Source organism: Paraburkholderia sp. RAU6.4a (genome assembly GCF_050435625.1).
GTDB classification, from domain to species: domain Bacteria; phylum Pseudomonadota; class Gammaproteobacteria; order Burkholderiales; family Burkholderiaceae; genus Paraburkholderia; species Paraburkholderia tuberum.
Window position 1 is genome coordinate 1571719 of sequence record NZ_JBNDKQ010000002.1, and the last position, 24170, is coordinate 1595888.

The window sequence follows — 24170 nt, forward strand, 5'->3', positions numbered from 1 at the left end:
TCGCGAGTCGCCCTCCCGATTCGAAAGTATCTTGAAGACAATTACCGACGATACATCTGATAAGACGGAGCTGAAATGGGCAGACCCGACGTTGCAACTCGAAACCTCGAATTAGTGAACGCTCCGCGAACCGCGGATTATCACAAACGAATACAGACGACTTTGGCTGATTTCAAAAAAAAAGGACTGGTCTTTGTGAAATATGGGAAGCTTTTAGAGAATGTTGCGTCATCAACAGGCATCCACCGTACGAACCTGAGAAGGAACCTCGCATACAGCACCCTAATATCAGCGCACTTTTTGGGACAGAAAGGAGGGGTGGGAATTCTCGACGAGAACGGCGCCCCGCCAGTGGCTCTCCTATCAATAATTCGCCAACAAAAACTTGATTTACTCGCGCTCAGGCGAGAGCTCAGGGAAACTCAGGCAGGTCTGGAAAATGCAATTTCTGGTTCTTGGAAGAACCAAGAGGGTGCGCCATCTGAGCCAAAAGATGAGGTTCAATTAGACCATGTGGACTTTGTCAATCTGAGTAAACTCGTACTTGAACTGATAGAACGCAGCGATGGAGCTATCGAGTTAAACTACGAGCGCATGACCTTGGTCGACTTGGTCGCTCCGCCTAGCCAGCGTGAATTCGCCAAGCCGCCCCAGACAACCAAGTTTATTAAATGGGCCAAGGGTCACGCGGCACAACTCGAGACGATGCGGCAACTGCGCCGTTTCATCACGCCAGATGGAAAGAAAACACGCTGAGGCAATCGTTGTGACCAGCTTTGTTCACCGGTTCTGACGGGCTGAGGCGGTCACCTTCGACCGTAGACTTGAAGCCAGTCAGGTCTGCCCACAGTGGCGTGTCCGTGGCGCAGTAGACCAAAGCCTCGTAAGCCAGCGCGCTCGAGGCTTCCGCCGGCGCATGAGCATCATCGTCGCGTTCACCCGGCGTCACCCTTGACGCCAAGCCTGCGACGGTCCGTCTTAAGGTGCGTGCGTTGAAGAAGCTGAAGGATGCCGCAGTCTGAGCACCATCCGGCGACTATGAGAAGCCCGCTTCGTAAGCGGGCTTCTCAATTACCTTCGCCAACGTGCAAGGGACAAAGCTCAGAACGGTATCTCGGCATCCCATTCAACATCCGGCAGCTTTGGTTCCGGACGCCCTTGCGCTATCCATTTTGCGACCCAGAGGTCGGTCGGAGTCATAGCCGAGTGCTTGACGATTGTTGGAATGAACTTCTTAAGCTCGTCGCCGGATAGTACACAGAGGGCGTGCAGATAAGAACGCCGGTCCCAGGATGCGTGGAGCAGAATTTTTCCCTTTGCGCTTTTTGCCCACGCGAGGTTACGCGAAGTAACGGCGGCCGTCGCTTGGGCGACGACACTGCCCTTCTCCTTGATAAATTGCTGGATTTTTCTATCTTTCAGCAACACGAGCCGATTACTGAAGAGCCATTCCATCCAGACCTTCACGCATTGCCTGTCGTAGCGACCGCTTACGCATCCGTCCACAAAGGTGGGTAGCAGCCGTGTCAGTTGGGAATCGGCCAGGCGCGCGAGATAAAGAGCGATATCGTTTGCCGCAGGCGCAAAAAACTCAATCTCCTGAAGCACCAACTCAGCGATATCTTCAAGACGCTTCGCTTTCGCTCGCCTGATAATCGCTCGAATGACCGCGAGGTCTACCATGCCAAAATTTCTTACGCGAGTCAGTGCATCGAGCAGCACTTCACCCGGGTCTCGCGCCTCCTCGTCGCCGTCATCATCGTCGCCGTCATCATCGTCATCGTAGTCGTCCTCTACATGAGCCGAATAAGGATTTGCAACTTCGATGTCGTGCAGAATTTCGAGCTTCTCAAGCTGATACTGGTTTTTCAGCTCATCGTGCAAGAACGCCGACGTCTCCTTGATACTCGTCTTGTCTCCGACAACGTTGAGGCGATGATTTTCGTGAAGGTATATCACAAGGTCCTCAAGGCAATGCTCAAGCTCCTTGCGTGAGTTTGCGAAAATACGAATGTCGTCGACATAGCGCACATGGTACAGCCCCATGTTTTGGATGTGCTGGTCGACATCAATCATCACTGCCTCGGCCAACACTACCGAAGGTGCAGGACCTATGGGGATTCCCTGAGATGCCTTATTGTTAAGCCGTGTAATGAACTGTTCGATTTGGAAGCCCGCCTTGTGGTCTCCCGTTGCAGACTCTATCGCGTTACCTACGCGATGAAGGTAGATTTGGTTGTAGAAATCAGAAATATCGGTAGACAAAACGTACTGATATTCTCCTGAGAGATGCTCGCACTGGGCTCGATACAGGTTAAAGCCTGACCCTTCGCCGAAAAAGCTGGATTCGTCGATACTCATCCGGTAGGAACACGCAACTTCTGGTCCCATCCGCGCATCCGCGATTTGCTCCGCAACACTGTGGGTCAGCGCGACGTACACAATTGCGTCGAGCGGTTCTAATTGATGGACCACCCGATAGCCGCCACGCGCTTTCGGCCATGCGATAGCCTTGGGTGGCCCGACGAACAATTCATTTGGCTGCGTCTTCTTCAGATGCTCTTTGACCTCATCCCAGAAATACCAGAGTGCACTGTACTCAAACGGCTTCGGATAAAAGTCCGTGTCGTAAAAGGTAGTAATATGAGCACGTGCGAAATCCAGCGATTCATCCGTCAACATTGCGTGTCTTCTTTATAGATTCTGTCTGAATGTCACCAATTGATACCCCATCGCTGCCTATCGCAGAAACGGTGCCTGCAGCGTGCAAAGTCATCCAATCAGCCATTCACTATTCGTTTCCGAGGTATTTAAGCTAGCGCAGACATTCGCCACCGGTAGCTGCTAGTAATCCGGATACAACCTCAATTCGTTCCGAGCTAAAATACTGCGCATCGTGCAGGTCATTGGTGACACGACGACACGACATCATTACGACGCGCCGACACCAAAACGGTTGGCGCGAAGGGCTCCAACCCGCCGAGCACGCGACATGTCGACCAGCCGTTGCGCAACGAAGTGCCAAACTTCACCCTAGCATTGCCGCGTCCCGGCACCGCAAGTACGGAGCTCCATGCGCTTCCCTCTTATGCTTCTCCAGCAAGCGTGGCTAGACAATGACGTTGACATTACCCGCCACGCCCTCGAGCGTTAAGAACATGACGCCCGTCGCCGCTGGCGTAGCCTAACAAGCCCACGGCCTCTTGTCAGCTTCCCATCGCGATAGGTGCGCCACGTTGACGCCGGCACCACCCTGTTTGCGAGCAGTTGCGGCCGAAGCGGTTCCAATGGATGTCGCCGCAAGGTCAGCCTGACAGACCGGTAATCCGATTTCGTTCGCCTCCGTCGACGCGCACAATTTTGCCGCCTTATCTCGCACGACCGCTGCCGCAAGCATGTAGAGCCCAAGAGTCGGCTACCAGGCAAAAGCTCTGTGACCGAACTCACGCACGTCGAGCAGAGGACGAACATCAGCAATTGCGACCCTGTCATGCCACTCGGAATGCAATGTCATATCACGCATAAGAGCGGACGACCAGGTCGGATTATTGAGAGGTCGCGCCGCTGAATTTTACGTCAGACGGCCAAGTTGTTTCCGGCGATGAACCCTCCATGCAATGAAGGGCGCATACGGCGACGCCATCACGCATGTTTTCAATCGGCCTCTGCTACTTTGGAGCGCCTCGTAATGGAAAACTTGTCGTCGACGCGCGCCGAACGCATCAAAGATACTTCAAAAATTTTACTAAGCCTCGGCCTGCTTACAGACTGGCGCGAAGTTGCATCTGGCGGTTGGAACATTGTGGACCTCGGCACGGGCCATGCACGCGCAGATAGGGGCGTGTGAGTTGTCGCGTAGCTTCATGTCTTATCGTTGAAGCGCTTTGATTTGTCGGGTAGCCTCCCCGGAATTGCTAATTTTGTCGGGTAGCGTCTCCGGAAGGCGAGTTCGACGGTCGCGCAGCGGGTACCACAGCATAGCGGTCCGATGTCGGATTTCGAGGCCGAAGCCCGCGCACATGCGCAATTTTGTCGGATAGCGTCGCCCAAGCGGTCTGATTTGTCGTATTCCGGCGCAAAGCCAAACCACCACATGGCAAACGTGAGTGTCGTTTTCCCGCGCATTAGCGGAACATACCTGTCAGGAACCTTGGCCAGAACCGTTCCACGCCCGCGGTTTCTGCTTCGCACAACAAGTCTCCCAGCCTTGCTTCGACGGCGTATCACCCCGGGGCTTGGTAAATCGTAGCTCGCGCGTCCCATCGGCTGAATCAGGCCTCTCCGTAGATGATATCAGCGGGTTCCGTGACGCGAGTTGCCTTTCCACTGCGGTTGAGCTTCACGTTGAGTTGTCTCATTAGCCGCCCTATTTCGAAGACGGCTGCAATGCGTTCATCTCCGACTGCGGCGATAGTTTTCCGGCTCGTGGTTTCTCGATAGTATCGGCCGTCGCACTCGAACAAATCGAGCAACGCCGACATGTCGCGCACTTCGCCCGGAGTGATTTCGCCGTCTCCAGCGATGATTCCGGCGGTGATGGAATGATTGCCGCCTCCAACGAAGCTGATTCCCCAAGGCAACCACAATATGACCTGATGATTCGGGTCCTGCCTCCATTCGCCCATCGATTTGCCAGGGCCGATATGAGCGAGCGCACTTGCGATGCGTTGCCGGTTCCATGGCCAAGGAAGTATCGTGTCTTTTGCCAGATTGACCCTGAACGCGTCCGGCTCGAGCTTTACGCCGATTCCATAGCTCAACGGGGTAATGCGACGGTCGTCGAAAAAGAAGCTCGATGAGACGATACTCGGAGGAGCCTGGTGCGAGGCGTTTTCAACGACACCGACCAATGCCTCGGCCTGGTAGGGACGCAGCAATAGATTGATAAGGTCGTGCAGCGCGGCCGGATTCCGTTGAGCAATCTCACGCGCCATTTCCATGATGTAGTCAAACTGCGAGAGTTGCTCGCGTCCGAAGAAGCGCTGGACTCGCGAAATAACGAGGCGCCCCATTTCGATGCTGGCCTCGAAAGCTGTATTTTTCATAGCGTACTCCGTGGTTCTAGACATATTCTTGTTTAGGCGGCCCCGCCTTTGTCTCTTTGCCGTCATGTGCTTGTGCAGACACACGCGCCTCATCTCCGACTTAGTGAACGAAGGCCGGTGATTCAACAGCAGCGTCCAGGCCGCCGTCCGTGTCAGTGTGATGTTGAAATGAACTGGTCCACAGATTCCAGAGAGCGATTCGTGAGAGGTAGCAGCTTAACCTTGCCGTTCTCCCAAATGGCGACCGCATCTTTCGACTGTTCGATGATGAACCCGGTCGCAATAACACTGGTTCCATCCATGAGTTGGAAGCAGTGCTGGCCATGCGCATGAGCGGAACATCCTTTGACGTAGTCTGTGATGTCATCGTTCGCAAGGGCATTTGCCGCGGCGACGCCAAGTTCTACTGGAAAAATGAGGACGGTGGCGAAGGAAACAGGAACCGCGAACATGAGATACGCCCCGCCCAAAGGAAAGAGCAGCAGATATGTCGCGAGCAGCTTGACGCGAGTACTGACGGGAGCCCGTCCGCGATGAAGCTTTCCAAGTTTGGCTGCGCCCTGACCCAGTGCCAGGGCCAGAATCCCAGCAATGAGCAAGGCGCCGATGACTACCAGAACAGGCTTCGACTTGAACGTAGCTCCGAGGATGATGTCGAGGTCCTTCATGACGGCAAGGACAGCAAGCACGAGATAGTCACTCCGGCCCTGAGGAAAAGCGCCCGGGTTGACGCCGAAGCGCTCGAGAAACGTCTGGTGGAAGGTAACTCCGACCAGATACGCAAAATACAATGTCGCTGCGCCGAGTACAGGTGCCAAGACCTTCCACCATGCAAATCTGCCGGTATCTGGTTTCAGAGAGAGTTCCGCGTCATTCAGCTTCATGTTTTGTTTTTAAACCTACAAATCGAGTTATCGAGGAGCGGGCGCCCCAAGCATCGGCTGGTGGCTTGCCGCATACGCTTGCAAGCCAACGCGGCGACGGCTGTCGTATCAGTACGGGAAGACAGGCATGCGTTCCGCGCGGGTCCAATTGCCCGGGTACCTTGCGTACCTCATCCTGGTCGCTTTGAATAAGGCCCGCTTTAATCGGCGCGAGATAGCGAAGCAATCTCCGCTAGAAGATGTCACCCGCACCTTCGGTTCCATCCATGTGGCGACAGAGGCCGGGCGTCAGGTAGCCCAATTTAGGGCTCGGCCCGGTTGTGCACCGGTTGCCGTCGTACTCGACATAAATCGGCGGGGGGGTCGTGTCGTTCCACGGGGTAAGAAGCGCCATAAAAATTCCGACGGCTGTCGAGGCCAGGATACCGTTCGGCCAGACGACTTGAGGGCGCCCCCCGGCAGCGCCGTAACGCGCATTCTCTGCGGCCAGACCAGCGTCCGTAATGAAGCCCATGCATCGCATGCACGGTTGGCTCGGCAGCGAAGCGATGACCTGACCGCTGATGAAGTAGCGCCCTTCTTCTCCGTGGACGTCCATTCCTATGTCAATGTACGGAATGCGATAGCGACGCGCGAATCGTTCGAGCTCGTCGCGAGCCCCCATCGTGTCCACACATCCGAAGATGTAGTCGACCTTTTTAAGGTCGTCGAGAGCGAGGTTCCACGGGCCATCGTGTTTGGCGATTTCCGTTTCAGGGCTGACCGCCGCTACGCGCGCGCTGATGACATCGACCTTGCGCGCTTCTGCCTGCGCTTCGGCATAGGTCAGCCCGACCATGCGGTTGCGGTTGGAGTCTTCCGCAAAGTCACTGTCAATAAGGACGAGCTTAGCGACGCCAATATGCGCCAATTGCTGCGATACATGCGAGCCACCACCGCACAATCCAATGATTGCCACGGTCGCGCTCTTGATGGCCGCTTCCGACGTTTCCCCGAGGAAGCTTTGACGACTGTGTCGGTTGTCCATGATGCAACTCCACTTGCGAATGAGGTTTTTGCAGATTTACGCCAGCCGTTGCGAGTAGCGTCTGTCCCGGCCCCAGGAAAACCGCGCTCGCGGAATCAAGGCTGAAGACAATCGCACCGTGAGGTAGCTCAGGGCGAACGTTGACAAAATCAGGGATGAAGCGCTTGTTTTCGCGCACATCTACCGTACTGAACCCGGGCGTTCCGTGGTGGTCGTGCCGATGCACGTGAAAGATGCTCACGGGGCTCCTGTGTGCCGCTGCGCGCAAGCGACGAAAAGCGCTAGACGAAACGCACGCCCCGACCTTCGGATTGTCCTCGTATTCATCGTCTGGAATCGCGACATATCTCTGAGCAGTGATGGTCCACGCGTCGTTTGCCATCATTGATTCGCAGACGAGAAAACCCACCCTTTCCGCGGCAAACGCGTGTGGCCGGTCGAGGTCCCGGCGAAGCTCCGCCATCAGCGGCGCGCTAATAGTAATGGATGTCATTTAAGCGCCACCATGTGTCCACCCAGCATGTCCAACAAAGGCAACGAAGACGGAACCCCCTGCCAGGACCAGACGTGCCATACGCGACCAGCAATAACGCGCTCCGTCCAGTTCGCCGGCTTGCCGGCAATTTGCTCGCGCTCTGCAATCCGTTGCGACAGATAGAGGCGACTCGTATAGCCGTTGGCACCATTCGGTGCCAGCAGCGCATCGAGGATGTACGTCGTGTCCCCGACCTGAAGCCGCAGTGCGGGCAGATGAACGAATACCTCAGGTCCATCCATAAAGACCTTGGCGTCAGGGACTACAGCCAGCAACGGCCGTAGTCGTTCGTCGTCGAGCCCCCCCATCACGACGAGCTTCCGGTGCGGACTGCGCTGAGAAACTCTTCGCCGCCGACGACGTGAATGTGCGAGTTATCGTCGAGAGGTGGAAAGTCGCCAGGGCCGAGGACCTTTTCGAGCACCTTATCGGCCGGAACATCCAGCTTCTTCTTCAGCTCTGCAACCAGATACGGGCCCGACTCAATCTCAACGGGACGGTTGTCGATTTTGACGATGACGAGGCGTGGCGCCGGATGATGGGGTTCGTGATGGCCGTGGTGCTCGTGGTGGCCATGGTGCTCGTGGTGGCCATGGTGCTCGTGGTGGCCATGGTGCTCGTGGTGGCCATGGTGCTCGTGGTGGGCGTGCTGCTCGCCGTGGCCGGGGTGCTCGTGGTGGCCGTTCGGCTCACTGTACGCATGCTGGCCGTGGCCTTCATGTTGCTGCAGGGAGCGGCCCGGCTGCTCGCCGTGGTCGCCGTGGGCGTGTTCGCCCGGAGTTCGCTCAGGGTTGTGCATGATTACCTCTAAAGTTTGCATCAATGACATCGAACCATTCAATGTCAGCCAAATTGTCCTTCAGAGGAATACAAATGTCAACTTAGATGACTTTTCACGCGAATGTCACCCATCTTGACAAGTCATCAATATTGACATAGCCCAGGCACAAGTTATACTGCCAAGCATGGACAAGTTCTATGAAGAGTTCGGGCGGGCGCTCCGGGAGCGCCGAATTAAAGCCAACCTGACGCAGGATGACGTGGCGTCGAAGGTCGGGCTTGGGCGCACGTCTGTCACGAATATCGAAAAGGGTCGACAGCAGGTCTCGTTGCACATGCTTTATCAACTGGCTGATGCCGTTGATGCAGAACCGTCATCTCTCCTGCCTTTAAGGGTTGAGACCAAGGAAAAGTCGGAGCTTCCTGCAGAATTGGAAAGTTCGCTGGCCAAGCTAGATGATGAGACGGAAAGGCAGTGGGCTAGAGAATTCTTAGACTCGCCTGAGGTCCTCGCTTCTCTCGAAGCCAAACGATAAAATATGGCAAACCTAGAAAACATAGCAAAAGAGACACTTGAGACAGCTGGTGTGACTGAAGCGCCGGTCAATGTCGAACTTGTCGCGGAAAAAATCGGCTGCAAGGTGATGTTTCAGACCTTGAAATCTGACTTATCGGGACTTCTCGTAAATAAGCCAGGACACTGTCTGATTGGAGTCAACTCTAATCAAAGCAAGACTCGCCAACGATTCACCATTGCTCACGAACTCGGACATCTCGTCTTACAGCACAAAGGAGAAATGTTCGTGGACGGGACGGTCCTTCGAAGAGACGAGAACAGTGGTCGAGCAATAGACCCACAGGAAATTGCTGCTAATCAGTTTGCAGCCGCTCTGCTAATGCCCTCTGAATGGGTTTATACGAAGTTGGCTGAGAACCGGAAACAGTCCCCCGACAGTTCTGCCGAAGAAGTGACAACTGCACTTGCGGCCCAATTTGAAGTCAGCCCGCAAGCCATGGGTATCCGGTTGACAAATCTGGGGTGCCTTATTCCCGAGTGAGGGTAGACGCGCCGCGGAAGACCGTCTGAGGTCGTTCCACTGTGTGCATCGAAACATCCCCGCGACTGCCGGGCCGACTTTCCCTCGAGATTGTCGGCGCATATTGAGCGTATGAGCGGTCAGACGGCTATCTCAATCTACCGACGCCCATTCATAAACGTCGCGTGCCAGTGGGCCCGGCTCATCATGAGCTGATACTACGAAGCCCTGTTGCTCCAGGCTCCAACTTTGCTCGCCAAGAATATTTTCAATCCTCTCGCGGTCTAGCGCGGGCATGCTGTCTGTCGCCGGCGTCATGACGAAAAGCCCCAAACCTCGGTCCTGAAGACGGTTCACCCGGGCATAGGTAGTCAGGTCTCTCGATGCGCGCAAGAAATTCAGTTCAACGCTAGTCGGAGTCTTGTACACCGCTGAGATGACGCTCCCAGCCTTGCCAGCAGGTGCGAGATTGAAATCGAGCCAGTGAGACTGACCCGTCGATTCATCGAGAAGCGCTCGTTGCGGTTCGGTACTAATGCTCTCAAACGATAACCCGGCAAGTTTCTTCAACTCGTCATCAACAAGACGGCGCACCGCGGCGTTGTCGAGCGTAATGAACTCACGGGCCTTCCGTTCTTCACGAGGAACGAGAGGCACAACGTCATGATAGAGCCGACTCAGAACTGCATCCACAGACACGCCTGAAGTCGCCCACTGACTTCCGATTGAGATGGCGTCCGTCTCAAATGGTAGGTCTTCGAGACCCGCCGCATTCTTCTGCGCACGCAGCATGCCCTGCTCGGCCGCTTCCATGAGTTCGCGAATCTGGCCGAGGTCCTCGCGGCCATAGATACATTCAAACTTCGACAGGTCATCGAGTAAGCGGAAGCTGAACGCTCCGCCTGGTGTGCCGACAATGACCCCAACTGTGTAACGTTGGGGCGCGAAAGCATCTGGCTGCAATTCGATGGTGGCCCAGACACCATCAAATTCGGGCGCAGGCACGGCGACTGCGTGGCGTCTAATGTGGGCAAGAGGGTCTGCGCCCGTCGTCATGAACAAAGTCTTCATACGATGCACCCCAATTCATTGGCTAGCCAATCACGTTGAGCGCGATTTCCGAGAAACTGCAGAACGTTTGCAGTTAACGTTGCTGCTTCAGTCGAGTCGGAAACCACGTTCGAAATGAACCGCTCCAGTGAAGGTGCAACATCCACGAGAGCCTGTTCGTGCTGCAACGATGCCAGCGCCATCGACGCCTCGAACTTGGTCAAGCCCGCCTGTTTAAGCAGATTTCGCGCCTCCTTGCGCAAACTATTGTGCGCATACTGGAGTCCACCTGCTACCCAGATTAACGTGTAGAGAATGAGCTCGTTGTCAATGGGGATGTAATCGCCGCCAGTGGTGCGCAAGAAATTTCCGGTGTGTCGGTCCTGGTTCTCTACCCAGTGGTCGAATGCAGCGATTCTGGCGATGTCGCGGTGCTTGAAAGCACTTGCCTTTCGCACAGCCTGGAGCCATCTCCACCGAGCGGTGATGTGCTTGCCGGGAATGGCTGAAGTGCAAAAGGCTGGTACCTCTTTATACTTTAGCCAATGCTGGTCCAACGGCATGCTCTGACGAAGCCTGTTAACGGGCAAGAGAACCACAGCTGCGAACTCAGGCCGAGGCAGGTCAAGGGCGGCAGCTATCATCCATGCGATGCTCTCAGTGAGCACCATGGGATTGCCAAGCGGGGCTGCTTTGACAAAGCATTTATGCAAACGTCCGTTTGCGTCGGCGATGACCGCTTGATGGGTAGTGTGGTTCTGCCCTTTGTTGGCGGCCGCTCCCCGAAACTCACGCCAGGCGTCCGCTGGCAGAATTGGAATCATGATGTGCCCTCAGTCTTTTTTTGTTCTTCTCAGCTGTTTACGGCCGCTATCGACGACTCTTTATAGCTGACCAGTCCTCACGAATAGTTCGCCCTGCGCAGATTGGTGCGCAACGACACTATGGTGAAAGCTAATATTTGATTCGCCTGACCGAACGGAATTGTACATCCGTTCATCCGTAGAGGCATTCGAGCAGATTGACCGGATTGCAGGACGTTCCGGTTCCCATCTGAGGTTGTGAGACGTTAATTGTTCTTTCCTTATCGGACTGGGCGTTACGGACATCCTCCCGGTGATATTCCGACAGGCGGGCGCGCAACGTGCGATGCCGGCGTTGCTCTATGCGTCGGCAACATCTGTCGTCGGTTCGCCGGACATCTCGCAGCCTCTGTCGGAGAGGCTTTGTCGCTAAGAACCTTGGTCTCGAGAGTGCATTCTAAGTCCTCGCTACGCTGCTCGGCGTTGTCCCTGTTGTGCACGTCTGGTATCCACATGATGGCGCGGTCACTCGCTCCGGATGCGCATCAACCTCCCCACAACCCGGAATTCCAGCGACGATTTCCCGGGCCCTCCCCAACGCCTCTTTGGGGACCAGAATTCGATTCGCAAGTTGCAAGATTGTTTTTCCTCCGAAGCCTGTATGAGCCATTGTCCACTCGGCCACGCTCTTATCACCGGAGCTATTTCTTGGTGGTTTCCCAAAATATTCTGGGTCTACAGCCAGCATTCGCGCCATCGCATCCAGACCGAGTTCCCCGACGACTTCTTCGCCATCGCAATCCATCCTGCCAACTATTCTCCATTCGCGCTGGCGATAATATTTCAAGTCATCTGCATGGTTGGGCCGTACATCATCTGCCGGATAGAAGAGATTCACAAGAAAGTCCAGGGTACCAGCAAGCGACGCCCATGTGCCCGCCCGTTTAGCTTCCGGACTTGCCACGTCGCGTTCTGATGTTACTGTAAAGTTCCTTGACTTCAGCGTCTTGAAAACAAACATCTCAGGAGAAACATCCTCCCCTTGGTAGGGCATCGTCACTCGAGACATTTCCCCCGCTGCCATGACATTAACAATCGTTTGCGCCTTCAGGAGTGTTGTGGCGAGCTCGGTGCCGAGCATGCTACCGTCGGAGGCATTTCGCTCCCCCTTTGGAATGTACGTCACTGGCAGCGCCCCCAGGGCACGAATAGTGTCGTAGCCGAATTCCAAAGTGAAAGACCCGAACGTTTCCGCATGCCCTGGTAGTTCAGACGGAGCAAGCTCCGTGAAGCACGCACGTCGCTGCACACGCTCGACAAAACCTCGGTCACCGTGCTGTACTTGCGTCGGCCACCTAATGACCTCTGGCGTCAAAAGTATTCCGAAGTCGCGAATACCTTCGAGAATGCAGAGCCCTTGGTCCACGGCTGTCCGACCAGCCTTATCTGACCTTCGGGGGAAACTGTGGTAGAAAAATCGAGATTCAGTGTTGGACGTTGTCGTCATGAATTTTGTTCTTAAATGTGTTGATGGCCTTCAATCACATCAAGGTACGCTTCGCTCCGTCGCATCCCGCAGAGGCAGGCCGAATCGCTCCTGGGCTCCCAGCACCCGCACGATATGCGTTGCGAGTATTTTCAGACCGCTACTCTTGATATCAATGCGGAATATCGACTACTGGGCGAAGAACTTTAGTGCGTGCGGCGCTCCCGCCTACGTTGAAGGAGCGCTATGTACACCGCCATGGGGGCTCGACACCTCCTCGCAGCATCCGCCAAGACTCTTCCACCACGCCGATGTCCTTCAACAGGTCGAAGGCAGCATCCGCGATGCCACCACACTGGGTGACCAGTGTTTTAACGGCAGTCTCGGAAGGCTCGATTGACATGCTGTACAGCATACCCACGAACAGTTGAGCGTTGAACTGAGCGCCCGCATAGCGGACGGTCGCATCACTTGCGCGTAAGAGCGCAACGTCTTCCAACGGCCATCGCTCCCGCCACGTCCACTCTCGCCGCAAAGCAACGGCAGTAAGCTTGCTTACTGCTCGGGCCGATGTCGAGGGTTTCGCGAGATGCACAGGCGGTTCCGGCCGCGCCGGCGGCCAGAGGCCCCCGTGAAGAACGGAAAATGCGTCGCCGTTACGCTCGAGGAATCCGCATTTCGCAAGATACCCGAGGAAAAGTCTCAGCGCCGCCGACACCTGATGACGGACCGGTTCCGAGGTGCCGAATCTGCCGCTGACCCAGTCGTAAACATGCGACAGAGAAAACCGTTTCGTCTCTTCCCGACCGCCGATGGGGTCATAGATGAACCGGACAAAGGTAGCGCCTTGCCATACATCAATCGGAGAGGGTATGGCCTCCGCTCCTTCCCGGACAGATACCTGCAGATGCCGTGGCCAGCATGCGCCGTTAGCCAGCCCGAGCACGGTGCGCAATTCAAGACGCTTCATCTCATCGGGTAGAGCCTGATACCGCGCGTTAGCCTCGTCCGCCTTGCTCGGCTGCTTCGGCGGTTCGGGCTGGTGACGCGGGACGCCTGCGACGTCGCTGCTTTTGCGCGCAATCCAGGCTTGGTATTCTGCAAGCAGTTCCGCCTCGATTTCAGCGTAGGCGCTGTTGCTGACCCAACTGCGATTGGTCCCGCTTTCGAGTACGTGCCATGCGAGCTCCTGCAGTGTGAGCGACTCCTCCAACAGTGGGAGCAGGTCAATCTCGATGCACGGCACGCGGCGCGCACGAAGATACTTCGCTTTCTCCGGTTCAACCTCGTGTCGGACTTTCACTTCGACGATGACCTCTGTCCTGTCGTCCAGATGTCCCGCGACATCGGCGATGTACGTTCCGATGCGCGACTCCGCGCGAGCTTCGCTCAATCGCCAAACTTTCTCCGGCAGCTCAACGGTCTTCGAGCGCTCGAAGAGACCGAACCTCGGGTGCAGTCTTCTGAAATTGACGACGAGCGGTGGAAGCGCGACAGAGCGATGCTCGAGTATCAGACGTTTCGCAGCAAGGTGCAGAGCGGTCTCCGCGCCACTGACACATTCGGCCCCGGACGCGTGCGAGAAATACCACGCCCGGATTTGCCCCTGCTTCGCTAAAAGGCGGCCGCCGCACCCCGGACAAACGCAACCGCACGCTAGGCCTTGGGGCACCGAGTGTATGTCGACGAGCCGGCCTTGACGGTCGAGCGCAAAAACGATGCGGTGATGCATAAAGTCGGATGCAGGTCTCGTTGACTGAATGGCTGCCGATTCTAACTGTTCCGTCGGGTGGCTTGATAGGCGGACCGAACGGTTGCTCCTGGCCGGGTCCACGAATGCGCGCGCCTGAAAACGGGGGGCGAGACGATGACGCAAAGCTTATTTTCACTCGCATATTTGCGAGCTCACGCTGACGAATTCGTCGAGACCGCGCACGTCAATCGCGGTGTCATAGTCATCACAGTCAACGGTGACTCAAAGACGCACTGCAAACGTGCGCTCTTTCGATTCTCTTCGTGCGGTTACGTTCTCTGAGAAATGCGATTCGAGCGCAGACGGTAATTCTCAAGCGCATGCGGCACGCCGACGCTAGTAATGCCGTGTTACCAATCACGCACGGCCGTTTCACCTGTGTCCAATCTCTCCTCCTACACTTCGCACCGTAGTCACTGACATTGCACTCAACGTGCGAAGAGTAGCGGCGATGAACAAGAAAATTCTCGGTGCAGCACTCGGTCTGGCAGTACTGGCAGCATCAACAGCCGCATCGGCACACGTCGATGTCGCCATCGGATTGCGCATCCCCGGGGTCGTGTATGCGCCGGCGGAACCGGTGTACGCCCCGTCGCCTCCGGTCGCGTATGCACCCGCACCTGTTCGTCGCGTACGGCGGTGATGACGACTGACGAACCCGCGAATGGCGTGAGCGTCGTCAGTGGCGTGAGCGCGACCGGGGCGAGCGCCATGAATGGCGCGGGTATTGAAACGACGCTGGCCATCGCAACGTCAGGCAACACAGCGCAATAAAACGTCGTCAGCTTGGTGTACCCGGTGGAACCACAAAATCGCTGGTCCACCGGGCATCTGACAACTACGATTAGGTCGTCAACTCGGCACCAGACTCGACCGTAGGTACCGGAGCGGGCACCGCCGCGCTCTTGCGGCCCGATTCTTTAGCCGGTGCCTTCTTGGCGGGCACCTTCGCGCCGACGGCCTTCTTGGCGACAGCCTTCTTCGCCGTCGGGGCCTTCTTCGCAACAGCTTTCGTGACCGCCGGTTTCGCACCGCCAACCGCCGCAGCGCCATCAATCAAAAACCTCGACCGGTCTTTGGCACCAGCAAGCCAAGCCGGCGCCCGACCGCGGCCACTCCACGTCGCGCCCGACTTCGGGTCGGCATATTTCGCCGCCTGCGGACCTTTCCGCTGCCCTTTGCCCGCAGACGCAGACGCACCGGCAGACTTCGACGACGTATTCCTGCCCGTAGTCTTCGCCTTGCTCTCAGTACCCGCGCTCGTCGCAGCGGTCGCCTCAGCATCATCTGCAATCAAAAACTTGGTCCTGTCCTTTGCACCAGCAATCCACAGCGGCGGGCGGGCGTGACCACTCCACGTCGCGCCAGTCTTGGGGTCGCGGTACTTGGGCGGTAGCGAGCCCTTGGTCTTGACGGTGGCCTTCGCCTTTGCATTCGTAGCCTTGGCTCCAGGCCTCGGTCCACGTTTCTTGCCACCAACATGCGCGTCAATGTCGGCAGTCGTCAGGCCGTGCTTCTTCATGATTTCATAGATGGTCTTCAAGACCATCGCCGATTTCTTTGCCGCCAATGCCTCAGCCTGAGCCTGAAGCTTTGCCATCTTTGCTTTAATTTGTTCTAGTGTTGCCATCTAGATTTCCTTTTTGAAATTTGCATTACTTTGCGCACTATGCCATGAGCATGCCTTCCAAGCTATAAGTGCATTGAGGGCGGAAGGTTACCAAGTAACACGGCGAGAAGAGAGACTACGGACATGGGATACGACGTTCACATCATACGCAAAGCGAACTGGTTCGACGACGCGCCGGAAATCAGTCTCGACGAGTGGAAAGCTTTATAGATATCGATGACTAATGCGCGTGGACGGCTATCGACCGCTCGAGCAAGACGAAGGAATGTCGGCACTACGTCTACATCAAGAACCGTGTGAAGGAGCTCGATTCCTTCAACCGCCAACGCTAACGCCATCGAAAACTTCTTTTACAAGCTAGAACTTCGCAGCTAGCGAGTATGCGACGCGGCGGTTGCGTGTGGAGCTATCGACCCGAGTAGCGGCTCTAACGGCTAAAGCTGCGGCGGCGTTTGCCGATAACTGGTTCAAATGACGCACTAAAGCGAGCCAATTGCCAGGCCGCAAAGACCGCATTTTCAGGAAGTGGCATGACGCCCGGTCGTGGCTGCGTGACCGGCGTCCAGACCGCGGAAAGCGGCGGCCCTCAGAGGGAGAACGCTAAAAATCACATGCCCGGGGAAGTCGTCGACGGTAGGAACGAAGCGACGCACAGTAAGACGAAAAAGCAGTCGGCAGTATGAAATTGGTAGTCAATTGCCTAACTTTTCGGGCCACCTTCGGGTGGCCTCTTGTTTTCTAGCCCCACATCGAGGGAAACGCCTCCCGACCTTAGGGAAGCGCTGATTTATTCAGCTCGGTGGTCATCGTTGGCGTAGCTGAGGACGTTATAGAAGGCAACTCACGGAACAGACTCACACTGATGAAGAGGCAGATCGGCTTCGCCGAAGCGGAAATTGCAGGCAAGAAGCGAGTGACGAGGCGCCAACGCTTCCTCGCCGAGATGGAGAAGGTCGTTCCGTGGCAGCGCTTGCTGTCGGCAATCGAGCCGCACTATCCGAAGGGCACGCGAGGCCGCCCGCCGATTGGCCTGGAGCGAATGCTGCGAATCTACTTCCTGCAACAGTGGTACGGGCTGTCGGACGAAGGACTGGAAGACGCGCTGTATGACAGCATCGCGCTGCGAGCCTTCGCCGGCATCGATCTGGCAGTTGAGAACGTGCCTGATGCGACCACGCTGTTGAAATTCCGGCGCCTGCTGATCGAACACGAACTGACACGGAAGTTGTTCGACGAGATTGGCATCTCGCTGTGCGAGCGTGGGCTGATGATGAAGGAAGGCACGCTGGTTGACGCAACGATCATTGAAGCGCCGCCGTCGACCAAGAACGCCGGGAAGAGTCGTGACCCGGAAATGCATCAGACGAAGAAGGGAAACGAATGGCACTTTGGAATGAAAGCCCACATTGGCGTCGATGCCGATTCGGGCCTGATCCACAGTGTGGTTGGCACATCGGCCAACGTGTCGGATGTATCGCAAGCGCATGCCCTGCTGCACGGACATGAAGAGCAGGCGTTCGCCGACGCGGGCTACATTGGCGTAGACAAGCGCGAGGAAATGGCGGGCAAGACCGTGAAGTGGCACGTCGCTGCCAAGCGGGGAAAGATCAAGGCGATGCAGGACGGGGCGCTGAAGAACCTGGTGATCGCGGTCGAGCGAACCAAGGCGCAGATCCGGTCGCGGGTTGAGCATCCATTCCATATCGTCAAGAACCTGTTTCACCATCGCAAGACGCGATACAAGGGCTTGGCCAAGAACACCGCGCAACTGTTCAGCCTGTTCGCTCTTGCGAATCTGGTGATTGCGCGAAATCTGTCGCGATCGGTCCATGGGAGCAATCCGTCATGCGTATAAAAAATGCGAGCAGGGAGCCTCGTTTGCGCGTCCAATTCACCGAGTTGAGCATCGATTCGCTTCGTCATCCGGAAAATTCGACGGCATCTCGTCTGCAACTTGGGCAGTTGGTCCATTGATCAGCGCTTCCCTAGACAGTTGGCGCTGGTGAACCCTGCCAGGTCACCCAGCTTGCCAGTACCAGAAACAAACCGCGAATCTGTCGCGCGTTTGCGAGCGTAGGTGTATGCGAGCGCCGCAATCAGCATCGCGCCCGCGTGCCTCGACATGTGCAGGCCGTCGGCGAGAAGCGCTAACAGCCCTAACATGGTACCGCCGACGATTCCAATCAGCATCATCGCGCTGCACAGCGCAATAACCGCCCACGTCTTGCGCTCGTTGCTTTGGTGAAACTGCGCCGAGAAAGATGTGGTCGGTCCGCCGCCAAAGGCGGCGCTTTCAAATTCGCTCGTCCCTGCCTCTACTTGAAGTAGCTGTGGACCACTTCTATTAACTGCTCCGTCGCACTACCGTCGTGCCCGTCGCCGGCTTCTTCTTCGTCGGCCAGACGGGTGCGGATGTGGTCCTCGACCACCACTGGCAGTAGACCGTTCATCGCGGCCCTGCAGCTCGTGATTTGCCGAAGGACGTCGTTGCATCCGCGCTCTTCCTCAAGCGCACGCTCGATGGCCTCGACCTGCCCTTTGATGCGACGTTCTCTGTTGAGATGCTTCTGTTTTCGCGAACGGTGTGACTCATGAGTGGCCTCCATAGACCGCGGGGGAGTACATATCGGTAAATTCCAAATAGGGTGGAGGGGTATCACCTCTGACGCATCAATCGACCAGCGCGCGATGGCGGGGATTGACCTATGATTGCCACAAGAAACAGGCGTGGGCGACGCAAATCACGACTACTGGACTTGGGAGGGCCGCCGTGCTAAAACCGAACGAAGACCCCAGCAACCTGCTCGCTTCGTTGCGAGCAGTAGCCAGCCAATATGGCGACATTCACGAACGAGCGATGTTCGGATGCCCGGGGTTCTTTGCAGGCAAGGCGATGGCCGCCTGTGTATATGGCGACCTGATAGTGCTCAAGCTGCCTGCAGACCGCGTTACCGCGCTACTGCCAACACCTGGCTGCTCGTACTTCAGGCCATACGACCGCGCGCCGATGCGGCAATGGCTAGCATTCGGCAGAGGCAGCCCAGCTTTCGATGCGCTGGCGGACCTGTTTGACGAGGCTGTGTCATTCGCGCAGACGCCAGTTCTTAACAAGAAACGGCACGTCAAGGTACCGACGAAAAGATAGTTCCGCATATTGGTCGTCGCGTCGCTCACCGCCAAAATGGCGCAAAAATGGAGCGAGATTCTGACCTCTTCATTGCCTCCATGGAAGACATCTGCAGCCTGCTGTCCGTCAGCATCTTGGAATTCGAGCAAAAACCTTCATATCGCCAGCAAATCGAGCATTCGCAGGCGTTGATTTCAGCAGCGCGAAGTTGTCAGTGAAGCGAACGGCGGGTTTGGCGCTAACGGCGTCCGACTGTCTCGCCGAAGCAATTGTCTGACTACGACAGGCCAAAAGTCGGATGGCAACGGTGGAAACGCGATATCGTCTGGCCCCAGAAGGTGAGCAGTTAGGGCGGATTTCTCCCTATGCAGACTCGCCAGCGGAACGGGCAAGACAGCACGCGATTAGAGGGTACCTCGCAGCGCGGACGTGTTCGGCTTCCGAATCGCATTCGAGGTGTGCACGGAGTCCCCATGCCAACAGAGTCCAGGTCCTTCCCTCTCCTTGTCGCGCTGACGGGCCTCATTGGCGCTATCGCCGGCCTTGCTCCTCTCGTGAAAGAGATTACTTCGCTCGTCGCCGCCGGACATCCAAGCCAGACCGCAATCACAATTGTGGTCCAGAACTTGGGTGCCTCATGGGTATGCGGTACGAAGCAATTGTCAGGAATGACACCTTGCTCACCCACAGCACTGCCGCAGCCGCCGAGGCAAGTGTCATCCTCGAGTCCGCCCACAAAACCTCCCTCGTCAAAATTCCCCAACAAAACGCTCGGCTCCCTTGAGCAGCAAATCCCCATAAGCCAGACACCTTGGACCCTGCAGCCAGCAGAAATTCCTAGAGTTATTCATTTTGATATGAGAATTGAAGCCCGAGCCGAAGAGGTGGAAACGCGCGTCTATCTGATAACTCTCCGCCGAGAGGACGGGGCTGTCTGTTCCGGTCGCTTCGATATCGGCGGTGCGACTTCGGGATTGGTAGCCATGGGTAAATCTTGTGAAGATAACGTGCCAGAGAACCAGCAGCACGTTTATTCGGTAAGCATCGAGCCGCCCTCGAAGGTGGTGGCCGTTATCATGAGCGCACGGGCGCAACGCCCCGACTAGGCTGGGTTCCCCAAGCGAAACGCGAATCGGTTAGCACGGCAACCGATGTTTAATGCTGACCCGAATATAATCTGGGCCCTATAGAGCATTTATCGAACGCGCTGTTGGCTGCATGCTAGCAAGACATCTGAGAGCCCCTGCTAGGTCCAAACGTCCGTCCAATCAATCAAAAGCCACCGAACCTGGCCTTCTGGGAATCCGCGGTAGCGGCGCCCGGTAACGTCGATGCAATTCCAACTTCATTTCGTTTCCGCACTCTGCGAGCTGACCCTGCCGCGTTGCCTTCAATCAGGAATTTACTGCGACCGTTCGCGGCGGCAATCCAACCGGGTGCGCGGCCGTGTCCTGACCATGTAGCGCCGGTCTAGCCAATCTATTCGGACAACAAATTTTTAAAACGATGAAGCGAAACGCCGTCTTTCAACTAATCCGCGTTTGGAACGACAGCCAGAGGTAGTAGTCCGTTCCGACTGTACCTGTTGAGTTATCGGAGCACGGAATGAAATCACTGAGCATCCTGATTGCGGGCTCAACCCTCCTAGCGTGCGTCGCCGCACAAGCGCAATTCCGGGTTTGCAATACAGGCTCGGCACACGCATTGACGGTGGCAATCGCACAACGAACCTTTTATGGAATTCAATCAACTCCGATTAAGGCATCAGGCTGGTACCACGTATCACCGCATACATGCGAGATTTTATATGTTCCGGTTATCGAACAAGGGGAATTCTGGGTTTTAGGGTTCTCCGGCAAGCACGTCGCAACAGTTGACCCCGACCCTTGGGAGGGCTCCAAGACTATCGCAAGCGCCGACACATTTTGCGTGAGCCCGACTGAGGGCTTCACGTCTACCGGCCGCAATTACGATAGCTGTCCTGCTGGATTGACGCCGGCAGTCTTTCCCATTCGGGTGATGCTCGATGACGCTCATGAGAGGATTGGCGACTTCACACTGAATATGGACCCCGCGAGCTTTGCGATGCAGGAGTCGCCGAATGGCAATCCTTTGAATGGTCCGGTGTATTACGCAGTTTTGGCGCGCAACCCCGCCAATGACAATTTCCTCGTGACCGGACCTAAACTTTCAATGGGCGACGCTGAAGCAGACGCGGCCCACAGATGCCCGCAGTGCCAGGTCGAGCTACGGGTCAAAAATCAATGTATCGCTTTCTCGGACGGCAACGTTCACTGGGCGTATGTGGCAGGACCGGCGGGATACTCCGAAGGTCAGACTCAGCAACTTGCGCTCGATAAGTGTAGGGCGTCCGGGTCGACGGTTTGCAAAATCATCCGTTCGTCATGTGCCACTGCAGAAGGTTACCGGAAGTGGCAAAAAGCTATGCTTGACAAGTTGCTACCCGGGGTAAGCCAGTTTGATAACCACTAGCGGTGACCATCTAGCAGGCCGTTGAAATGTCCGTCGTTGACGCGTTCCGTCGCGGTTGCAAGAAATCGCAAACAGACCTGGCCTTGAGACACCGGACAGGGTGGCGAAGTCAGCGCCCTGAGGCGAACGGCTGACGGGCGACGCTAGCTCCGAGGGGCCATCTAACGATGCTTTGGAACGTGTCTGAAGGCCTCGCTCAGGATAAGGCGGGGCTCAACTTCACCAAGGGGCATTCAAAAAAACAAGAGATGTTCACTTGAGAGAATGCGCAAAGTTGCGAAGTGAAACAAAGGGCCTACGGGGTTGCAGCGCTGACGCTGCGAGACGATGCTTGCAGCTCGGCCGGCGGCGGCCGTGCCGGATGGCGAAGAGCGACGCTGGGTCCTTCGGGTCGAGACGCACCCAGCCTTCGCCGTATCGGGCGACAGCACGGGTCTGGTACCGAGTACCGCGAGACCATCTGACGCCTGATATTCAAGGCTTGAACCCGGAGCTAACGTCATTGGACAACCGGATGAGCTCGTCAATCACCACGCGGACTCGTGGCTGGACATATTTTGTTCTCGGCCAGATGACATGAACCGGCATCTCCCCACCAGACCATTCCTTGAGGATTTCAATCAGGTCCCCGTTGCGAAGATGCGCACCCACAAGCCAAGTTGGAAGCTGAGCCACGCCGCAACCTGCTACCGCAGCATTTAGCATCGCCTCACCGTCGCCCCACTCATGCCGCGCTCTCACCGGCGTGAGTTCAAAATCGCCAGCGTCATTCCGAAGCAGCCAGGCGGACCGACGACTTCGTTGCAACCCCGCAATGCAGTCGTGATTCAGAAGCAGGTCAGCCTTGTCTTTAGGTTTGCCGTGTTCTTTAAAGTATTGAGGCGAGGCACAAATCACCAGACGCTGTTCGCCAAGTCTCCGCGCGGCAATGTCCGCGTCATCCTTCAATTGGCCGATTCGCACGGCAACATCGACGCCTTCAGCGATAAGGTCAACCAGCCGTTCGCTGAAATTCGCTGAGACGTCCAGTCGAGGATACCGACGCGAAAGTTCGAGCAACGTCGGAAGCACGTGACGCCGACCAAAGGTTGCCGGCAACTCAATTCTGACTCGACCCACCGGCTCCCGGTGTCCTGTGGCCAAAAAACTCTCCGTCTCGTCCAAATCTCCGAGTACGCGTAGACAACTGGCCAGGTAGGCCTCTCCCTCGTTCGTCAGGGTGAGCCGCCGTGTGGTTCGATGGACCAGCTTGGCCCCAATACGTCCCTCTAACCGCGTGATGGCCTTGCCGACCGCACTGCTGGTCAAACCAAGCCGAGCGCCGGCTGCCGTAAAGCTTCCCTCCTGGGCTGACAGGACAAACTCGCTGAGACCATCGAATCTATCTTTCGACATGATTTGAGAATTGAGGGATGAAGTAAATGGAATTCTAGGGGGTTAATGGCCCTCCCGGACAAAATTAGAATGAAGCCAACATGGAGAACCCGTATGAACGCCAACGTTGAGCATGGCTTCAGCCGCGCACAGCTTTCTGAACAGCCCGGTTATGCACGCCTCTTTTTGCGAGAGAAGCTGACCGTCGGTCTAATCCTGCCGCTTGAAACCCATCCGAATAGGCCGGCGCCGACGATGCGGGACCACGTTACGATGGCTCAGAAAGCCGATATTCTCGGCTTTGCTGCCCTATGGATGCGCGACGTCCCGTTCTATGACCCAGACTACGGCGATGTTGGTCAAGTTTTCGACCCTATTCCATACATCGCCTATCTAGCTGCCTTTACCCGGAAGATAGCGCTCGGGACGGCGGGAATCGTCTTGCCAATGCGAGAGCCGTTGATTCTTGCCAAGCAGATAGCTTCGCTTGACCAATTGTCGGGTGGCCGCATGGTCTTGGGGCTCTCATCCGGCGACCGTCCGGCCGAGTACCCCCTCTTCGGCATCGACTTTGAGACAAGAGGCGAGCGCTTCCGTGACGCTTTTGATGTCTTCACCAGAGTGTTACACAACGATTTTCCGCGGTTCTCCTCGCCCAGATTCGGAAGCTCGCGTGGAACGCACGACCTTGTACCGAAGCCACCATTCGGTGGGACGCCGACTGTTGCCATCGGGCGAGCCCAACAAAGCTTGGCCTGGATTGCTGAGAACATGGACGGATTCATTGGCTCCTCCCCGGTGCCCGAACAGCTGCCATCGTTCGCGAAACAATGGCGTGCTCAGGTTGAACAGACCTGCGGTTCCCAAGAATTCAAGCCTCTTGGTATTGGTGGATTTCTCGACTTGGTAGAAAACCAGAATGAGCCGCTTATCCGAACTCGCGGCGGATTGCGAGCCGGGAGCAAAGGCCTTGTGAACTTTCTGCACGACGCTCAAGCAGCGGGCGTGAATCACATCGCACTGAATCCCAAGGTTAGTCGACGCCCGTACGCTGAGCTGATGGATGAGCTCGCTTCTGAAGTCCTTCCGCACTTTCCTTCACACTGAACGATGTGCACTCGAGTGCACGCTGGCTCCCTGACGTGG

The 24170-nt window shown here is 56.4% G+C and carries 22 protein-coding genes and 4 pseudogenes; 11 read left to right on the forward strand and 15 right to left on the reverse strand.

Annotated elements, in window-relative coordinates; genetic code table 11:
* Positions 1-75 precede the first annotated feature (75 nt).
* Positions 76-756, forward strand: coding sequence for a hypothetical protein (locus OKW40_RS11945; protein WP_429489834.1), 681 nt, complete (start codon positions 76-78; stop codon positions 754-756).
* Positions 757-1101: 345 nt separating this feature from the next.
* Here OKW40_RS11945 and OKW40_RS11950 read toward each other — a convergent pair whose 3' ends face one another.
* Positions 1102-2682: an RNA-directed DNA polymerase gene (locus tag OKW40_RS11950; protein ID WP_429489836.1), complete on the reverse strand. Its 1581-nt coding sequence runs from the start codon at positions 2680-2682 to the stop codon at positions 1102-1104.
* 1006 nt (positions 2683-3688) lie between these two features.
* On the opposite strand from OKW40_RS11950, the gene OKW40_RS11955 reads away from it, so the two are divergent.
* Positions 3689-3847: a hypothetical protein gene (locus OKW40_RS11955; protein WP_429489838.1), complete on the forward strand. Its 159-nt coding sequence runs from the start codon at positions 3689-3691 to the stop codon at positions 3845-3847.
* Positions 3848-4271: 424 nt separating this feature from the next.
* On the opposite strand, the gene OKW40_RS11960 is transcribed toward OKW40_RS11955, so the two are convergent.
* The 4 genes from OKW40_RS11960 to OKW40_RS11975 form a co-directional block, all read right to left on the reverse strand.
* Positions 4272-5045 carry a DUF6710 family protein gene (locus OKW40_RS11960; protein WP_429489840.1) on the reverse strand — a complete coding sequence of 258 codons (774 nt, stop codon included), beginning with the start codon at positions 5043-5045 and terminating at the stop codon, positions 4272-4274.
* A 152-nt stretch (positions 5046-5197) separates the two neighbouring features.
* Complete coding sequence (locus OKW40_RS11965) at positions 5198-5929, reverse strand: hypothetical protein (RefSeq protein ID WP_429489841.1); 732 nt, start codon at positions 5927-5929, stop codon at positions 5198-5200.
* Between the two features lie 232 nt (positions 5930-6161).
* Positions 6162-6956, reverse strand: coding sequence for a HesA/MoeB/ThiF family protein (locus OKW40_RS11970; protein WP_429489842.1), 795 nt, complete (start codon positions 6954-6956; stop codon positions 6162-6164).
* Positions 6957-7445: 489 nt separating this feature from the next.
* The gene (locus OKW40_RS11975) at positions 7446-7799 is read right to left on the reverse strand and encodes a hypothetical protein (RefSeq protein ID WP_429489844.1); all 354 of its coding nucleotides are present in this window, start codon (positions 7797-7799) and stop codon (positions 7446-7448) included.
* Positions 7800-7858: 59 nt separating this feature from the next.
* Between OKW40_RS11975 and OKW40_RS11980 the strand changes: the two genes are divergently transcribed.
* The 3 genes from OKW40_RS11980 (at position 7859) to OKW40_RS11990 (ending at position 9329) form a co-directional block, all read left to right on the forward strand.
* Positions 7859-8302 (forward strand): hypothetical protein, encoded by a 444-nt coding sequence (locus tag OKW40_RS11980; protein ID WP_429489845.1) that lies wholly within the window; start codon positions 7859-7861, stop codon positions 8300-8302.
* A gap of 154 nt (positions 8303-8456) precedes the next feature.
* Positions 8457-8807, forward strand: coding sequence for a helix-turn-helix domain-containing protein (locus OKW40_RS11985; RefSeq protein ID WP_429489847.1), 351 nt, complete (start codon positions 8457-8459; stop codon positions 8805-8807).
* 3 nt (positions 8808-8810) lie between these two features.
* A complete protein-coding gene (locus OKW40_RS11990; protein WP_429489849.1) occupies positions 8811-9329 on the forward strand; it encodes an ImmA/IrrE family metallo-endopeptidase in 519 nt (172 codons plus the stop codon).
* A 132-nt stretch (positions 9330-9461) separates the two neighbouring features.
* Here OKW40_RS11990 and OKW40_RS11995 read toward each other — a convergent pair whose 3' ends face one another.
* The 4 genes from OKW40_RS11995 to OKW40_RS12010 all read right to left on the reverse strand — a co-directional run bounded on the left by OKW40_RS11995 (position 9462) and on the right by OKW40_RS12010 (position 14379).
* Positions 9462-10313 carry a hypothetical protein gene (locus tag OKW40_RS11995; protein ID WP_429489851.1) on the reverse strand — a complete coding sequence of 284 codons (852 nt, stop codon included), beginning with the start codon at positions 10311-10313 and terminating at the stop codon, positions 9462-9464.
* 62 nt (positions 10314-10375) lie between these two features.
* Positions 10376-11182: a HipA family kinase gene (locus OKW40_RS12000; protein ID WP_429489853.1), complete on the reverse strand. Its 807-nt coding sequence runs from the start codon at positions 11180-11182 to the stop codon at positions 10376-10378.
* Between the two features lie 436 nt (positions 11183-11618).
* On the reverse strand, positions 11619-12302 hold the full coding sequence (locus OKW40_RS12005) for a hypothetical protein (protein ID WP_429489855.1): 684 nt from the start codon (positions 12300-12302) through the stop codon (positions 11619-11621).
* A gap of 589 nt (positions 12303-12891) precedes the next feature.
* Positions 12892-14379, reverse strand: a complete 1488-nt coding sequence (locus OKW40_RS12010; RefSeq protein ID WP_429489857.1) for a competence protein CoiA family protein — start codon at positions 14377-14379, stop codon at positions 12892-12894.
* Positions 14380-14851: 472 nt separating this feature from the next.
* Between OKW40_RS12010 and OKW40_RS12015 the strand changes: the two are divergent.
* Positions 14852-15131, forward strand: a pseudogene (locus OKW40_RS12015) (hypothetical protein).
* A 113-nt stretch (positions 15132-15244) separates the two neighbouring features.
* On the opposite strand, the gene OKW40_RS12020 reads toward OKW40_RS12015, so the two are convergent.
* Positions 15245-16030, reverse strand: a complete 786-nt coding sequence (locus tag OKW40_RS12020) for an H-NS family nucleoid-associated regulatory protein (protein ID WP_429489859.1) — start codon at positions 16028-16030, stop codon at positions 15245-15247.
* Positions 16031-16892: 862 nt separating this feature from the next.
* Here OKW40_RS12020 and OKW40_RS12025 point away from each other — a divergent pair.
* Entirely contained in the window at positions 16893-17885 is a 993-nt protein-coding gene (locus OKW40_RS12025) for an IS5 family transposase (RefSeq protein WP_090812378.1), read from the forward strand.
* Between the two features lie 140 nt (positions 17886-18025).
* Here the strand turns inward: OKW40_RS12025 and OKW40_RS12030 are convergent.
* Together OKW40_RS12030 and OKW40_RS12035 are read right to left on the reverse strand one after the other, a co-directional pair.
* Positions 18026-18334, reverse strand: a pseudogene (locus OKW40_RS12030) (cation transporter); the annotation flags it as partial.
* Positions 18335-18345: 11 nt separating this feature from the next.
* A pseudogene (locus OKW40_RS12035) lies at positions 18346-18623 on the reverse strand (metal/formaldehyde-sensitive transcriptional repressor).
* A 177-nt stretch (positions 18624-18800) separates the two neighbouring features.
* Between OKW40_RS12035 and OKW40_RS12040 the strand changes: the two are divergent.
* Together OKW40_RS12040 and OKW40_RS12045 are read left to right on the forward strand one after the other, a co-directional pair.
* Positions 18801-19175 (forward strand): TfoX/Sxy family protein, encoded by a 375-nt coding sequence (locus tag OKW40_RS12040; RefSeq protein ID WP_429489861.1) that lies wholly within the window; start codon positions 18801-18803, stop codon positions 19173-19175.
* Between the two features lie 47 nt (positions 19176-19222).
* Positions 19223-19375 carry a hypothetical protein gene (locus OKW40_RS12045; RefSeq protein ID WP_429489863.1) on the forward strand — a complete coding sequence of 51 codons (153 nt, stop codon included), beginning with the start codon at positions 19223-19225 and terminating at the stop codon, positions 19373-19375.
* 531 nt (positions 19376-19906) lie between these two features.
* Here OKW40_RS12045 and OKW40_RS12050 read toward each other — a convergent pair.
* Positions 19907-20185, reverse strand: a complete 279-nt coding sequence (locus OKW40_RS12050; protein ID WP_429489865.1) for a hypothetical protein — start codon at positions 20183-20185, stop codon at positions 19907-19909.
* A gap of 349 nt (positions 20186-20534) precedes the next feature.
* Positions 20535-20627 (reverse strand): annotated as a pseudogene (locus OKW40_RS12055) (H-NS family nucleoid-associated regulatory protein); the annotation flags it as partial.
* A 135-nt stretch (positions 20628-20762) separates the two neighbouring features.
* Between OKW40_RS12055 and OKW40_RS12060 the strand changes: the two are divergent.
* Entirely contained in the window at positions 20763-21650 is an 888-nt protein-coding gene (locus OKW40_RS12060; RefSeq protein WP_429489866.1) for a DUF4189 domain-containing protein, read from the forward strand.
* 474 nt (positions 21651-22124) lie between these two features.
* Here OKW40_RS12060 and OKW40_RS12065 read toward each other — a convergent pair whose 3' ends face one another.
* The gene (locus tag OKW40_RS12065) at positions 22125-23045 is read right to left on the reverse strand and encodes a LysR family transcriptional regulator (RefSeq protein ID WP_429489868.1); all 921 of its coding nucleotides are present in this window, start codon (positions 23043-23045) and stop codon (positions 22125-22127) included.
* 93 nt (positions 23046-23138) lie between these two features.
* Here OKW40_RS12065 and OKW40_RS12070 point away from each other — a divergent pair, with 93 nt between their 5' ends.
* Positions 23139-24131, forward strand: a complete 993-nt coding sequence (locus tag OKW40_RS12070) for an LLM class oxidoreductase (RefSeq protein ID WP_429489870.1) — start codon at positions 23139-23141, stop codon at positions 24129-24131.
* The last annotated feature ends 39 nt before the right edge of the window (positions 24132-24170 follow it).